The 15674-nt window shown below is 59.9% G+C and carries 10 protein-coding genes and 4 pseudogenes; 2 read left to right on the forward strand and 12 right to left on the reverse strand.

Features of this window, described 5'->3' with window-relative positions; all coding sequences use genetic code 11:
• Positions 1–84: 84 nt before the first annotated feature.
• The 4 genes and pseudogenes from OZY47_RS07720 to rmuC form a co-directional block, all read right to left on the reverse strand.
• A pseudogene (locus OZY47_RS07720) lies at positions 85–1050 on the reverse strand (ATP-binding cassette domain-containing protein); the annotation flags it as partial.
• A 138-nt stretch (positions 1051–1188) separates the two neighbouring features.
• Positions 1189–1977: a TrmH family RNA methyltransferase gene (locus OZY47_RS07725; RefSeq protein ID WP_277177768.1), complete on the reverse strand. Its 789-nt coding sequence runs from the start codon at positions 1975–1977 to the stop codon at positions 1189–1191.
• On the reverse strand, positions 1970–2614 hold the full coding sequence (locus tag OZY47_RS07730) for an orotate phosphoribosyltransferase (protein ID WP_277177770.1): 645 nt from the start codon (positions 2612–2614) through the stop codon (positions 1970–1972). Before OZY47_RS07730 ends, OZY47_RS07725 begins: the two co-directional genes overlap by 8 nt.
• Before the next feature lie 277 nt (positions 2615–2891).
• Entirely contained in the window at positions 2892–4235 is a 1344-nt protein-coding gene (rmuC, locus tag OZY47_RS07735) for a DNA recombination protein RmuC (RefSeq protein WP_277177771.1), read from the reverse strand.
• A gap of 209 nt (positions 4236–4444) precedes the next feature.
• On the opposite strand from rmuC, the gene OZY47_RS07740 reads away from it, so the two are divergent.
• Entirely contained in the window at positions 4445–5545 is a 1101-nt protein-coding gene (locus OZY47_RS07740; protein WP_277177773.1) for a hypothetical protein, read from the forward strand.
• 571 nt (positions 5546–6116) lie between these two features.
• Here the strand turns inward: OZY47_RS07740 and clpB are convergent.
• Complete coding sequence (clpB, locus tag OZY47_RS07745) at positions 6117–8747, reverse strand: ATP-dependent chaperone ClpB (protein WP_277177774.1); 2631 nt, start codon at positions 8745–8747, stop codon at positions 6117–6119.
• 362 nt (positions 8748–9109) lie between these two features.
• Between clpB and OZY47_RS07750 the strand changes: the two genes are divergently transcribed.
• A complete protein-coding gene (locus OZY47_RS07750; RefSeq protein ID WP_277177776.1) occupies positions 9110–10057 on the forward strand; it encodes a hypothetical protein in 948 nt (315 codons plus the stop codon).
• Between the two features lie 29 nt (positions 10058–10086).
• Here the strand turns inward: OZY47_RS07750 and OZY47_RS07755 are convergent, their stop codons facing one another.
• From OZY47_RS07755 to OZY47_RS07785, 7 genes and pseudogenes are all read right to left on the reverse strand, one after another.
• Positions 10087–10905 (reverse strand): fumarylacetoacetate hydrolase family protein, encoded by an 819-nt coding sequence (locus OZY47_RS07755; protein ID WP_277177777.1) that lies wholly within the window; start codon positions 10903–10905, stop codon positions 10087–10089.
• Between the two features lie 59 nt (positions 10906–10964).
• Complete coding sequence (locus tag OZY47_RS07760; RefSeq protein ID WP_277177778.1) at positions 10965–11327, reverse strand: acylphosphatase; 363 nt, start codon at positions 11325–11327, stop codon at positions 10965–10967.
• A 39-nt stretch (positions 11328–11366) separates the two neighbouring features.
• The gene (locus OZY47_RS07765) at positions 11367–12200 is read right to left on the reverse strand and encodes a YggS family pyridoxal phosphate-dependent enzyme (RefSeq protein ID WP_277177780.1); all 834 of its coding nucleotides are present in this window, start codon (positions 12198–12200) and stop codon (positions 11367–11369) included.
• Between the two features lie 285 nt (positions 12201–12485).
• Positions 12486–12764, reverse strand: a pseudogene (locus OZY47_RS07770) (tRNA glutamyl-Q(34) synthetase GluQRS); the annotation flags it as partial.
• Positions 12765–13028: 264 nt separating this feature from the next.
• A pseudogene (locus OZY47_RS07775) lies at positions 13029–13571 on the reverse strand (glutamate--tRNA ligase family protein); the annotation flags it as partial.
• A 399-nt stretch (positions 13572–13970) separates the two neighbouring features.
• A pseudogene (locus tag OZY47_RS07780) lies at positions 13971–14345 on the reverse strand (glutamate--tRNA ligase family protein); the annotation flags it as partial.
• Entirely contained in the window at positions 14342–15619 is a 1278-nt protein-coding gene (locus OZY47_RS07785; RefSeq protein WP_277177782.1) for a DUF3152 domain-containing protein, read from the reverse strand. The gene OZY47_RS07785 and the pseudogene OZY47_RS07780, both read right to left, overlap by 4 nt.
• Positions 15620–15674: the final 55 nt, after the last annotated feature.

Below are 15674 nucleotides of genomic sequence, written 5' to 3' on the forward strand. Positions count from 1 at the left end.
CGTGGTTTGCGGATAACCCTGCGGGTACGTCTGCGACGAGTCTTGCGAATAACCCTGCGAATCGCCCAGAGATTGCGCGAAAACCTGCTCCGCGCCAAACGCGCCAACGGTACCGACAGGCCGCGTGACGTATTCCTCCTGCGAATTGGTCAGGGCCACGTAGGCGTCCTCGAGCGAGGTCCGCTCACGCAGCAGCTCATAGGTCGGCAACTGCGCCGCCGCGAAAATACGCACCACCTGGTCATAGTCATGCACGCCCTGGATCTCGAAGACCTCGCCGTCGGGAGCGTCATCCGCACGGCGCTGCACCTGGCGCACGGTCACCGTTGGCTCGTCGGAGAAAATCGCGTAAAGCTTTTGGAGCTCGGACGTGGCGACGCGAATGTTGCTGGTGGAATTCTCGTTGATGAAATCAGCGACCGACGTGGTCTTCATGATCCTGCCGCGGCCGATGATGACCAGGTCGTCGGCGGTCAGTGCGATCTCGCTCATCAGGTGGGAGCTCAGCAGCACAGCGCGGCCCATGCCGGCATAGTCACGGCACAGTTGCCGCACCCAGCGCACACCCTCGGCGTCAAGCCCGTTGATGGGCTCGTCCAGAATCAGGTTGTGCGGGTCGCCGAGCAGCGCCGCGGCAATCGAAAGCCGCTGGCTCATACCCAGCGAAAAATTCTTGGCCTTCTCTTTGCGGACATTCGAGAGGCCGGTTATCTCAATGACCTCGTTGACACGGCCTACGGGAATGCCGTTGGTCAGCGCCAGGGAATGCAGATGTTCGTAGGCGCTGCGGTTCTTGTGCGCGGACTTGGCGTCGAGCACCGCGCCGGCCGTCGTCATCGGCGCCCGGCTTTTGACGAACTCCTGACCGTCAATCAGCGTGCGACCAGCATCCGGGGTGATGAGGCCGAGCATCGTGCGCATGGTCGTGGACTTGCCCGAGCCGTTCGGGCCGACGAAACCGGTGACCCTGCCGTCGAGCGCCGTGAAACTCACATCGTTCAACACGGTCTTCTCGCCGAACTTCTTCGTCAGATGCTCTGCAATGATCATGGCTTCCAGCGTATCCGAGACATGTGCTGGATATGTGATTATCGAATCTCTGGCACAATTATCAATACAAACGTTTTACTATCGTCTTACAGATGTGGCCGACGCGAACCAGAGTCTATCTGGCCGAAACGGCTTGTGTCACCTCATGTTCTGCGAGATCCAGCAGTGCATCGAGACCGCGGCGGCGGCACCGGCGTTGATGGAGCGCACCGAACCGAACTGGGAGATGTAGACCACGTCGTCGGCCAGCTCCAGCGCGCGCTGCGAAAGGCCGGGGCCCTCCGCGCCGAAGAGCATGAGGCAGCGCCTCGGGAAGCGGTAGGTCTCGATAGGTACCGCGCCGGGGATGATGTCGAGAGCGATGATGCGCGAGTTCTTGGCGTCTTCGGCCGCCTCATGATAGTGGGCTTTATCGAAGCGAAACTCGGCCTTGGCCTCGGCGGCCTGCGCCTGCGCGATCTCCTCCTTCATCTCCGCCTTCCACGACGTCACCAAGTCCTCGATCGAGGGATGATGGTCGACGTGCTGGTAGAGCTCGGTCATCAGCGCACCCTTGCGGTTCCACTTGTGCGGGCCGACGATGTGAACCTTGTGGGCGGCGAAGGCGTTGGCCGTACGGACCATCGAGCCGATGTTGAAATCGTGGGTCCAGTTCTCCACAGCCACGTCAAAGCCATGACGGCCTTGTTTGTCAAGTTCGGCCTTGATGGCCTCGACCGACCAATAACGGAATTTGTCGAGCACGTTGCGCCGGTCGCCATTGTCAAGGAGCTCGGAATCGAAACGAGGGTCGAAATTCGGCGACTTCGGATCATCAGGACGCGGATCGTTCGGATGGGTCTCGTTCCAAGGTCCAACGCCGATCTGGCGGAACACCGGTTCGCCCGAGGCCTGCGCGGCGGCGGTGACTGGATTGGGCTCACGCATCGGCTTGGCTCCCCTCCGTCTCAGCGAACGTCCTCAGCTCCGACTCATGATAGGCCTGGATGAACGGCAATTCCTTGCGTTCCTGGGTCACAGGATTGATGACTTCGATATCTTCATCGTTATCCAACCCACCAATGAGCGAGGCTATGGCGACGACCTTCGCGCCCTCGTGCTCGACGATGCCGAAATCCAGACTCAGCTCGTTGCCATTGCGCAAGGTGACCAGTGAGGATGTCTGCACATACGATTTCTCGGAAAGCCACGAATCAAGAAGCAGCACGCGCTTACCTTTGATCGACGGCCCTTTGATCGACGGATACACGAAATCCATCACAAACCCATTGAGTTCGGCACCTCGCTTGGAGGCCGCGCCCACCATCGAAATCACCAGTGGCACCGCGGCCGCGGTCAACGCGCCCACCGCGTCGAAGTCGTCGAGCGAATATCCATCCGACTCCACCGCATCCAGCAACACGTCTCCGACAATCTCGACCCCACGCTGGCCGAATGTGACGCCGAAAAGCTCACTGAAGGGTTTCGCGCTCATCTCGGAGGTCAACATGTCGCGTAATTCCGCGCGGAAATTCGCCACCTCGGCAGCTCCCTGATCGTCCGCCGGTTGTTTCATCACAGTCATGCTGCCACCCTATCGTCTCTTGCGGTCAACCCAGCACTTACCCGGACCAACCTATACAACCCAACACTCAAGCCAGATCGAAACAACATCTGACTCGAATCAACTCAACTCCCAATGCAGGCTAACCCGTCGTCGAGAGCATCGCCATCTGCGCCAAGTCATTCGTAACGATCGGCCAACATCACCTAATCGGCCACCAAGACGAGTCGCCAACCACCATCAACAAGCATCACCAAAGCCAGCGTCACAAACCGCAATCGGCAACCGAGTCCGCGCTTCACTCCTCCTCGTCAAGATTCAGCTCGGGGGCGGTGAGTTCTTTGATGTCGGTCTTGTCGGAGTCGACCGGCTCCACCGGCTCGATGACCTTGCTGCCGTCGATTTTCTGCATCTTGCGGGCCGTGACCAGCACCCTCGACTCGAGCGACGAAGCGAAGGCGTTATAGGCCGAGACAGTACGAGTGATCGAGTGCCCCAGCTTGTTGGCCTTGTCGCCCAAGACCGCGAAGCGCTCATAGAGCTCGCGCGAGAGGTCGAAAAGCATCTTGGCGTCATCGGTCAGGCTCTGCTGTTGCCACGCGAAGGCTACCGACTTGAGCACGGCCCACAGCGTGACCGGCGAGGTCAGCGCCACCTTGCGCGCGAAGGCGTCGTCCATCAGCGTCGGATCGACCTGCAAGGCCGACTCAAGCAAAGCGTCGTTGGGGATGAAAGCGATGACGAAATCGGGAGCCGTGTCGAAAGCGTTCCAATAGGCCTTGTCACCCAAGGTCTTGACGTGCTCGCGCAACGCCTTGGCATGGGCCTGCAACAGCTCGTCTCGACGGGCCAATTCCTCCGGCGAGGCGGTGTCTGGAATCTCGCACGCCCTCTGATAATCGGAATACGGCACCTTCGCGTCGATGGGAATGGTCTTGCCTCCAGGCAGGTGCACCACCATATCAGGCCGCTGGATGTTGCCCTCTGGGTCGGTGACGACCACCTGGGTGTCGAAATCGACATGCTCCAGCAGACCGGCCGACTCCACGATGTTCTTCAGCTGCGCCTCACCCCACGCGCCACGCACCTTGTTGTTGCGCAAGGCCGCCGAAAGCGAGCTGGTCTCCTTGTCGAGCCTGGTCTGCTGCTCGTTGAGCCCCTTGAGCTGCTCGCCGAGCGCACCCATCTCATGCTTGCGCCCCTCCTCGATCTGCGAGACCTTGTGCTGCAAGGCGTCGAGGTTCTTTTGCACGGGCGCGAGCGCCGAAAGCACCTTGCTCTGCTCGGCCATGGCCTTCGCCTGCTCCTGGCGTTTGCGCTCGGCCTGCTGCGCCTCCTGCTCACGCTGCCTCTGGAGCCGAATCTGCTCGGCCTGCTGCGCCTGCGAAAGCTGGGATTTGACGAACGCCAACTGCTGGTTAAGCCCGTCCACCTGGGCGCGATATTGCGCCGATTGAGCCGTCAGGTTGCTGACCTGCCCACGCAAAGCGTCGTTTTGCGCCTGAGCGTCCTTGGCGTCGGAATCCTTGAGCGCCCGCGCGGAATCCTGACCGCGCGATTTGCCCAGCACAAATCCGGCCACCAACCCCAGCGCCGCCGCGAGGATGACCAGCACAATAATCACAACAGGATTTTCGAACATATGTTCTATTAAACCGGAGTCCATGGACGAAAAATCGGCACCAACGCTGCTATACACGACACGCCTAGAAACCACTCGAATATCCCACCAACCCCAGCCATCCCGCCCATCTCACGCCGTCAAATTCACATATCCCGTGTCAATCGGCGGGCCAAGAAGCCATAACCGCCGAAACTCTGCGATGATATAAGGGAAATCAAGGAGGGGACGTGGGATTCGACCTGTTCATGGGCGGTTTGGCGATAGTCCTGGCCGCGCTCGCCACCTGGCTCATCATCCTCTATTTCCGCTCGCCCACTTCGGCGCAATCGTCGGTGGAGACGGCGTTGCAGGGGCTGCGAAACCCCAATTCGACTTCTTCCGATCAATCGAAACCGACAACAAACGCAGTCGACGACAAACCGGAAACCAAGCGGACCACGGCAGAAGCCGACCAGACCCAAACCCAGATTTCGCGTATTTCCCGGATGCTGGTTTTCGCGATTGTGCTCACCGCCATCGTTTTCATCCCTTCGCTGATCAGCCGTTTCAGCACTTCCGTTGCGTCCACCTGGCTGGTCAACCCTTGGCTGCAGGCCATTCTGACCACGCCGACGATGTTTTGGTGCGGCGCCCCGATTCACCACGAAGGTTGGCATGCGCTGAGGCATCGCGCCCCGGACGTCAATTCGCTGATTTCGTTGGGGGCTATAGGGGCCTTCATTTATAGTCTTGCCATTTGCGTGGCCGGCAGCCAATTCCCGGAAGGTTCGCGGCGCGCCTATTTTGGCGGGGTCAACGTCATCATCACCTTGGCGCTGGCCATCGAACTGGTCCAACTGTTGATTCTTCGCGACGTTGAAAAAGCGCGGAATTCAATACATCCCGCAACGACAGCGCAGACCTCGTCCACAACAATGAAAGTTTCTGCTGCGAACAAAGGCTCGTCCGCCAACACGAACGAAGGCGACGAAGGCCCGGTCTCACCGCCTCAAGGCTCAGACACTGAGACCGGTACAAGCAACGACACCAGCACTATCGGTGCAAACGCAAACGTCACGGCCCATGCCATCGCCGACCGCGCTTTCGATACGCTCATCGCAGGCATCCGAAAACTCATGCATTTCGCCCGCATTTTCGTCATCACCGTCATCATCATCGCGGTCTGGGCGTTCGCGCTGTTGCTGGTGTTCGGCCCGCAGCCACGCCTGACATTCGCGCTGTTCGGCGGGGTTGGGGTGCTGGTCGTCGCCGGGTTCGTTCTCGCGATTTTGGCGCTCGTCCTTATGATCAATGGACGTCGCAAAGCGCAACGCGCCAACATCAATTAGCAAAGCACGCTGAGAACGATGCCGGTTCGCGGCGAGACGCTATCTTTACCGCGGACGTAGCACGGAACGAACTTCGTACGCGCTTTTACCACTCACTGCTATGAGTTGGATATCGACCGTTTACCAAATCATTGGAATTTTAAGGTTTCTTAATTCTAAAAAATTCCCGCCACTCGAACATTGCAGCACAGAATGAAACTTACACACGATTCCACCCTTCACTGCTGCAAGCCGGAAGTTGTCCATCCAACAGATTGTTGGTATTCCGCGGTTTTTTAAGTACAGTAGATTCCGCCCAACCAATTATCGCAGCACTGAACCGAGTCTTTCACGCTCATACCATTCTCTGCTGTACATTGGCGCGCCAAACAGCACTTGCACGCCAAGCAACACTAGCGCGCCAAACAACAATAAACATCCCCAGAACGACGCAAAAACCGGGCTATCGCATTGCTGCAACAGCCCGGCTCTCGTGCCAGACAATTACTATCTCTATCTGCTATCGACAAACCTGCCGCGAAACGCTTTATTGCCTGCGTTCCGTGACAAGCTTCATCGCATCAGACATCACTCACTTGTCGTCGTCCCCGCTCAGCGGATCCTCCGGCATCGTAGTGAGCTCGAGATGCTCGCCGCCGGTCTGGTCGACCAGAACGGTGTCGCCGTCGTGGACCTTGCCGGAAAGCAACATCTTCGCCATCTGGTCGCCGACCTCGGTCTGCACCAGTCGACGCAGCGGACGGGCGCCGTAAGCCGGGTCGTAACCGGCGTTGGCAAGCCATTCCTTCGCGGCCTTGGTGACGTCGAGCGTGATGCGGCGGTCGGTCAAGCGAGACGCGACCTGCTTGACTTGGATGTCCACGATCTCGCCCAGCTCCTCGCGGGTGAGCGGATGGAAGATGACCAGCTCGTCGAGACGGTTGAGGAACTCGGGCTTGAAGTGCGCGTGAACCGCGTCCATCACGGCCTTCTTCTTGGCCTCGTCATCCAAGTCAGGCTGCACTAGGAACTGCGAACCCAAGTTCGAAGTCATGATGAGAATCGTGTTCTTGAAGTCCACGGTCCTGCCCTGGCCATCGGTCAGGCGACCGTCGTCAAGCACCTGTAGAAGGATGTCGAAGATCTCAGGATTCGCCTTCTCCACCTCGTCGAACAGCACGACGGAGTAAGGACGACGCCGCACGGCCTCGGTGAGCTGGCCGCCCTCTTCGTAACCGACGTAGCCGGGGGCCGCACCGATCAGGCGGGTCACGGAACCCTTTTCCATGTACTCGCTCATATCGATACGCACCATGGCCTTCTCGTCGTCGAAGAGGAAGTCCGCCAACGCCTTGGCGAGCTCCGTCTTGCCCACACCGGTCGGGCCCAGGAAGAGGAACGAGCCGGTCGGACGGTTCGGGTCGGAGATGCCGGCACGCGAGCGCCGCACAGCGTCCGAAACCGCCTGAATGGCTTCCTTCTGGCCGATGACACGCTTGCCGAGGAACTTCTCCATATTCAGGAGCTTCTCATTCTCGCCCTGCATCAGGCGGCCGACAGGAATGCCGGTCCATTCGGAGACGATGCCCGCCACCGAATCGGCGTCCACGTGGTCGGGAACCATCGGCTCGGTCTCCTGACCGTTCGCGTTCTCCTCGTCCGCGGCCTGCTCGGCCAGATCCAGTTGCTTCTGGATCGCCGGGACTTCACCGTAGAGAATCTTGCTGGCCTTCTCCAAATCGCCCTCGCGGGTGTACTTGTCAGCCTGGACCTTCTTGGCGTCAAGCTGGGCGCGCAGATCGCCGACCTTGTTGTGGCCGGCCTTTTCCTGGTCCCAACGGGCCTTGAGCCCCGAAAGCTTCTCGCGGGTGTCCGCCAAGTCGCTTTGCAGCTTCTTCAGGCGGTCCTTGCTCGCGGGATCCTCGGCCTTCTTGAGCTGCATTTCCTCCATCTCGAGACGGGTCTCGCGACGTTGCAGCTCATCGATTTCCTCGGGCTGGCTATCCAACTCCATACGCAGGTGCGCAGCGGCCTCGTCGACCAAATCGATGGCCTTATCAGGCAGCTGACGGCCGGTGATATACCGGTTCGAAAGCGTCGCGGCGGCAACGAGCGCATCGTCGCCGATGGTCACCTTGTGGTGAGCCTCGTAACGCTGCTTCAGGCCGCGCAGAATCGCGATGGTGTCTTCAACGCTGGGCTCGCCGACGAAGACCTGCTGGAAACGACGTTCCAGAGCCGGGTCCTTTTCGATGTTCTCGCGGTATTCGTCGAGCGTGGTCGCGCCGATCAGGCGGAGTTCGCCACGGGCCAGCATGGGCTTCAGCATATTGCCGGCGTCCATGGAGCCTTCGGCCGCACCCGCGCCGACGATGGTATGAATCTCGTCGATGAAGGTGATGATCTCGCCGTTGGCGCTCTTGATCTCGTTCAGGACGGACTTCAGGCGTTCCTCGAACTCGCCACGGTACTTCGAACCGGCCACCATCGAACCCAAGTCAAGGCTGATGAGCTTCTTGTTCTGCAAGGTCGTGGGTACGTCGCCCGCCACGATTCGTTCCGCCAGGCCTTCGACGACTGCGGTCTTGCCGACGCCGGGCTCGCCAATCAGAACGGGGTTGTTCTTGGTGCGGCGAGAAAGAATCTGGATGACACGGCGGATCTCCTGATCGCGGCCGATCACCGGATCGAGCTTGCCTTCCTTCGCCTGCGCCGTGAGGTCGGTGGAGTACTTCTCCAGCGCCTTGTAGCTGCCTTCGGCATCCGGGCTGGTCACTTTCGCGCCGCCACGCACGCTCGGAACGGCCTTGCGCAAGCCCTCGGCCGTCACACCGTTGGCCTTCAAAATATCCGCGCTCTCGTTCGGCGCACTCGCCGCGATGCCAATAAGAAGGTGCTCGGTGGAGACGTATTCGTCGCCCATCTTCTGCATCTCTTTCTCGGCCTGAGCCAGCGCCGTCGTGAGCTGACGGCTGGCCTGCGGCTGCGAAGTGGACGAGCCACTCGCGCTCGGCAGCTTCACCAGCGCATTGCGCACGGCCGCGCCGATGCCCTGGCGATTGCCGCCCGCGGCCTCGATGAGTCCCGGCACCACGCCGTTCTCCTGACGCAGCAAAGCGTCAAGCACATGCAAAGTATCAACCTGCGGATTGCCCGCAGCCGACGCGCTCTGAATCGCGTCACCGATGGCCTCTTGGGCCATGGTCGTGAACTTCTGTTCCATATCTACCTCCGTTTTGTTCGCCCCGGCCGCGCTTCTCGGTTCTCGGTTTTCGCTCGCGCGCCAAGGCATATTTCGTTATCTGTCATACTCAACAGCAACCAAGCCCCGCCTATTCCCAAAACTTGAGTGAAAGAGACTCAACTTTTAGACCTCTTTGTCTAGTTAGGTACTGGCCATTCCTCAGACTGACTCGAGTTATCCACAATCAAGACATACCCAAACAGGCCCATTTAAAAATAAAACCGCGGAATTCCAACGTTTCTGATTTAAATACCCCTGTTTGGGCGTGTCGAAATCCAACCGTTCGACCACAGTACCCGAAATCATCACGGAAAAACTCAGAAATCGGATATGGTGCAACCATGTTTGAGATTATTCGAGAGCCAGATACGGAAAAACTCATGCGCCATGCCGCATGGGAACGCCAACAACGAGCCATCCACGCGTTCCTCAAGGTTCAGCGGCGCACGAAAAAGCAGCTCACCGCAAGCCATTTCACAGCAGCCGCGCTGATGGGCGTCGCCACGACGAAAGAGGACTCTGGAATCTATGTGAGCGTCAAGCAGCACGAGTCAAGATACCGCATGAAAGGGGTCCGCTTCAAAACTTGGAACAACGCGGACACAACGGGTGATGCCATTGAAATCGCGGGCATCTTATGCTCATCTCCAGAAGCGACCTTTGCACAGCTATCCCGCGAAATCAGCTTCGAAGACGCCATCATTCTTGGCGATTCGCTGGTTTGCCGAGATTCCATGCTTCGCAGAACCAACAAGAAAAGCATAGAAAACTACCTGCGAGATTGTCTCCCATTCCAGAACAGGAACAAATGTCTCCGCGCGCTTTCCCGAGTACGGGAGAATACCGATTCGCCAGCGGAGACGAAAATGCGAATCATGCTCTGCAGATACGGCTTTCCGGAGCCGGAAATCAATTATCGAATAAATCTCAGATCGTCATATTACTTGTTGGATATGGCCTACCCGGAATACCAGATTGGCATCGAGTTCAACGGGCAGCACCACCACCATCAAATCGCAGAAGATTGGGAACGCTTCAATACCCTTCAATCCCTGGGATGGCAAATTTTCACGGCCGAAAAAGACAATCTGGGGAGCCCGGCGCTCGATTTGCGCTTCTGCGACGATTTGGAGCGGGCCTATCGACGAGCGGGAGACACTGGGTTTTCTCATCTCGAACGGCCTATGAGCATGCTGCAGTTATGCGACCGGAAACATCAGAATAAGAAGAACCTACACACCCAAACAGGGGCATTTAAAAACAGAACCGCAGAATATCAACGTTCTTGATTTAAATGCCCCTGTTTGGGTGTGCGGCTTCAGCCCTTTACGACCACATTTCTCAGGGAACCGATGCCCTCGATGTTGACGATGGCCTCGTCGCGCGGCTTGAGCGAGCCCGAGGCGTTGGGGGTGCCCGTCATGATGACGTCGCCAGGCAGCAGGGTGGCGAAGCTTGAGATCTCAGCGATTTGCTGGGGAATCGAGTGAATCAGGTCGGCCGTGGTGCCCGAGGCCCCCGGCACAGCCTTGCCATTCAGGGTGAAGGAGATCTTGGCGTCCTGCCAGTTGAGCTCGGTCTGGATCCACGGGCCGAGCGGGCACGAGGTGTCGAAGCCCTTGGCGCGCGTCCACATCGGGTCGTCGCCCTGCAGGTCGCGCAGCGTCACGTCATTGACGCAGGTGTAGCCCAGCACGTAGTCCATGGCCTTGGTGACCGAGACGTTCTTGGCGATGCGGCCGATGATGACCGCCACCTCGGGCTCGAAGTTCATATCGTTGGAGAAATCGGGGATGACGATGGGGTCGTCGGGCCCGATCACGGAGGTGCTCGGCTTCATGAAGATGACCATGTCGCTCGGCGCATGCTCGGCCTGCGACTGGCCCTTGGCATGCATGAACTCGGCGTGGGCCTCGTAGTTCTTGGCCAGGCCGTAGACCTTCGAGGGGATGATCGGGGCGAGCAGGCGGACGCCCTCGCCGTCGACCGGGTAGCGCTTGCCGGTGGGCCGCACGGTCTGCCCGCCGAAGGGGTAGCCGTCGAGCACCACGAGATAGTCTTTGCCGTCGCCCTTGTCGGTCTGCACGAAGGCATATTGCGGGGCTTCGTCATCATGTGTGAAACGTGCGATTCTCATGGCTCCCAGCCTACGCCACTTCCCCGTCTTCAATCAGTCAAGAGCCGAAATAAACACACTCAGAAGGCATCGCGGCGAACACGGAATCCGGAGTCTTTATTATTGGAAAGAGGAATTTCCTCAGTCCGCACATGGTCGACGTGGCCCCACCTTGGGCCTGACTTCAGCACCTCGACCATTGCCGAAACCGCGTCGGCAGAACCCTGCGCCTCCACTTCGACCGAGCCATCACGACGGTTGCGCACCCAGCCGGAGACACCTAGGCGAGAGGCCTCGTTCACTGCGAAATAGCGGTAGCCGACACCTTGCACGAGGCCGCTCACCACTGCATGTACACGCACGTCGCCATTCGCCGCAGAGCCGTCATCCGCACCGGCATTCCCCAATTGCCGGGCGTTCGCGGAACCGTTCTGTCGCCTCATCGCTTTTGATACACTCCCTTCCGCTCCGCTCAGCCCTTCTCAGATGAATGCCCTCTCGCCAAAGATGGCCGTGCCAACACGCACGATGGTGGAGCCCTCGGCGATGGCGAGCGCCATGTCGTGGGTCATGCCCATCGAGAGCTCGCGGCAATCGGCGGTGCCGGCGTCGCCCGAGGCGAGAATCTGGTCGCGGGTGCGGCGCAGGTGCGCGAAGCCCTCACGGATGCGCTTCTCGTCGTCAACGTGGGCGCCGATGGTCATCAGCCCCTCAAGCCGCAGCCCGCCGATGGCGCCGATCTGCCCGGCCAATTCGATGGCGTGCTTCGGGTCGCAGCCCGACTTGGACTCCTCGCCCGACTCGTTGACCTCGAGCAGCACGCCCACAGTGATGTCATGCGCCACCGCCCGCCGCGCGATCTTCTCGGCGGTCTCGAGCGAATCGACGGACTCGATGGTGTCGACGTAAGGCAGCACCTTGTTGATCTTGTTGGACTGCAATTGGCCGATGAGATGGAAGGGAATGTGCGTGCGAGCCTCGGGATTCGAACCTTCCTTGAGCGGCGAGACCGACGCGCCCAGGTCGAATCCCTCGTCGGCGCAGTGGCGGATGAGCCCCTCGGCCTTGGCGGAAATCTCCTGCGGACGGTTCTCGCCGATCATGCGCACGCCTGCGTCGATGGCGGCCATGATTTCGCCGACGTCGCGGGTCTTGGTGGCCGCGAGCAGCTTGGCCGAGCCGGGTTCGCGCCCCGCGTCCGCGGTCGCCTTCGCCACGGTGTCGAGTACGCGGTGCACGCCGTCGGTGATCTCCTGGCGCCGCTTGGCGTCGATGGTCTCATTGGCCAGATTCTTGTGGTCCATATATGCCGTCATGATTCCCCCATTGAGCTTTCGCCTCCATAATATCCAACACCTCGTCACCGTGGCGGCGAAGGCGGGCAACAGTGAAATCCGAAGGCTTGCGTTCGCTGTTTTATCGCGATTTTGAACTCTTCACGAAGTGTTTCAAATCTGGCCTTAGCCGATTTCAGAACAATTTCACATTGGTCCAAATCCGTCTCAAACTTACCCAAGGTCGGTTCTAAATCCCTTTCAGATTATCCTCGAGTCCATCTCGAATCTGCCTTGGATTTCCCACAAATCCGCTTCCATTACGGCTCAGATCCGCAGGAGAGTTTCAAGCAAATCGTCGGGCAGCACCTTGTCAGTCACGTCCTCGCGTACCTTGCTCCACGAGAATCGTCGCAACGCCTCATCCACACTCATCGCGACGGGCTTCGTTTGGCCCAGTTCACGCAAGCCCAGCAACCACGCGCAATAGCCGATGACCTGCTCCGGGCGCACTCCCGCGGCCCGCAACTCCCCCATGTCGAGCGAGCGCCGACGCTTGGCCAGCCGCGTTCCGGAAGGGTCGTCAATCAGTGGCAGATGGGCATAGTCGGGATGGAACGGAGAACGCGAGCCTGAAGTGCTTGCAGCATTTATTTGGCTTGCACTATCAGCCAAACCGTTGGGATGATTGGGACGAGCGGAGGCGTCATCACGGCCGTCACTCGCAAACCTAGATTTTCTACAGACAGCATCAGCCAGCACAGCGGTATCCCGGATATTCTGAGTTTCAGCTGTCTCTCGACCAGAACCACTCTCGGTAGTTCCAGAATCGCGGTTTGATGCCGCCATTCCGACACCATGTTTCGCAGCGAATCCAGAGGCGACCAGCGCCCGCTGAATCCACATCTGCAAGGCAGTCGAGCGCAGCAAATCACGGCCGCGCACGATGTCGTTGACACCCATCAGCAGGTCATCGACCACAACAGCGAGCTGGTAGGAGAAGATGCCGTCCGACCGGCGCACCACCGTGTCGCCGACCTCACGCGCCAAGTCGAAACGTTGCGCGCCGTAGACACGGTCCTCGAACGAGATTATGGAAGCGTCACAACACGCATTCGCGGGCATCGAATTTCGGGGATTCCGTTCTGCCGTCTTGCCGCCAAACGCATCGTCATTACCTCGCAAGTTACGGTCGACAACCTCACCTTCAGACTCAACATTCCCCTGACTGCACCTAGGCACCGCAATACGCCACGAGTGACGTTCACCCGCCTCAAGCCGACGCCGCACCTCGGCTGGGTCGTACGCCAAAAGCCGCCGGCACGTGCCCGGATAGATGATGAAACGGTCACCTTCTTGGGGAGCCGACGCCGCACGGATGTCGGCCCGCGAACAGAAACACGGGTAAATCAGGGGACATGCAGCCTCAGCACCCTGCCCACCGGCCACGGATTCCGCCGGCCCAGCGGCACGAGGCCATGGTTGCCGTCGGCCCTGCCCATCTGCCACAGATTCCGCCCCATCGCCAGAACGCGGCAAAGCATTCAGAAACAAGGAATCCAACGCCGACAAACCTTGCGAATTCGTAGATTCAGACACGTTGGAAGTCGAAGACCCAGGCAACGATGAGCTTGATGAATCCGACATCTGCGATCCAGCAGTTATTGAATCAGCCAGGCCATGCGAGTCAACGGTGTCTGCCCAACCAGAACTGGAGACATCACCTGCCCTACCTCGCAAACGCAGTCCGCCATCAGCGGTCAGTTCCAGCGACATCAAGGAAAGCAACGCGTCCTCGTAGATGGCCGCGCGCTGGGATTGGTAGATTGGGTCGCCGTCCCATGCGAGCCCCAACCAGTTCAGATCGTCCATAATCCATCGGTCAGCGTCGGGCCGGGCTCGCGGTCCGTCGACGTCCTCGATGCGCAGCAACACGCGCCCGCGAGCGCCGTTTCCCGCGCCATCAGCGACCCTGTGCATGTCTTCAGCGCGGACGCCCGCGCTCGAAAAATCACGGGAATCAATTGCGGCATCAGACGAATCACACGCATTATGCGCATCACCACCATGCGCCGAAAGCCACGCGCCCAACATTGCATATACATTGCCGATATGCATGCGCCCGGATGGAGTGGGCGCGAATCGCCCTGTCACAGGGGTCGCGCCGCAGCCAGCAGCGCCCGTCATTCCTGAATCCACAGCTCTTGGTCGGTGGGCCACTCGTTGGGTACGCACCCATTGAGCCCCATCGACTGCTCCTGCATCAGCGGCGCGGGTTTGCCCGGCCCGGCGCACGTCGGCTCGTTGTCGATGTGCCCGAGGCGATGGCCGACCTCGTGGTTGATGACCATTTCGCGGTAGCGCTGCAGGGTGAGCCCGGCCTTGATGAGCTGCTTGGTCGCGCCGTTCCAGCGGTCCTCGTTGATGATCACGTCGTCGCCCACACGGCAGCTGTATTCGTCGGAGCAGTCCGCCGAGAACGTGCTCACCTGGTTGGCCTGCGCCAGGTACATGGTGAAGTCGCAGTTGCCGGCGTTCGCGTCGCCGAGCGTGAAGGTCGCCCCGGCGCGCGGCCAGCCCTTCGGGTCGTTCAGCGTGCGGAAGATGTCGTTTTCGAAGACGCGCATATTGGTGTCGCCCACGTTGCCACGGGTGCCGACGCAATAGGTGTATTGGTGCGCGGGCTTGCCGCTGGCGGCCACGGTTTTCTGCGCACGCGCCAAAATATCGCCGCGGCTCTGGTCGGTGAGCGCGGGCTGGGCGGGTATCTTGTAGGGGTCGTGGGCGGCCTTGCGTTTGGCTTGCGCGGCGGCCTTCTTGGCGGTCTCACGCTTTTGGGCGGCTTGGGCGATCTGCGCGCTTTCGGACTGCTGCTGCGCTTTCGAAGCCACCACGGCATGCACGGCCAGGGCGATCGCGGCCACCAGCACCACGGCAACAAGCGCCACGACGGTACGTCTCACACGGAACACGGAGGCCGAAGGTCTCCCCTTTGCTCCGCCACGTGCTCCACCGCGTCGAGCCTCGCCTCGCTGCGCCTCGCTTGCGGAGTCGGGTTCCAGCACCGAGCCGATGAAGCCTTGGGATATCGCCGCCATATCCACCACGGGAGGCGGTGGCGGCCCCGCGCTCAGGCCAGATTTCACCGTGGAATTTTGACCATCACGACGCTTGCGGCGACCTTGCCGTTTGCCAGCATCCTTATGGCCTTTGCGCCCCTTACGCCCCTGGCTGTTTTTATGGCCTTTACTATCGTCGTGTCGATCGCGCCCGCCGGAAAATCCCAGAAAACCGGACGCCGCCTGCCACAGCCGACGAACACCGTGGTTGAACGAGCGCAACACGACAAGCGCCCCGTGGCCCAACCCCCTCAGGCCGATGAGCGCCCAGCTGGCGATGAGGTCCAGCACGGCCAAGAACCTGCCGGCCGCACCCTGTTCAGATCGTCCGTCGCGCTTCACATCCACTCCCCATGCTGGGCTTCAATCACTTGGTTTCATGATATGCGCTCTTCAT

Source organism: Bifidobacterium sp. ESL0790 (genome assembly GCF_029395435.1).
Classification (GTDB): domain Bacteria; phylum Actinomycetota; class Actinomycetes; order Actinomycetales; family Bifidobacteriaceae; genus Bifidobacterium.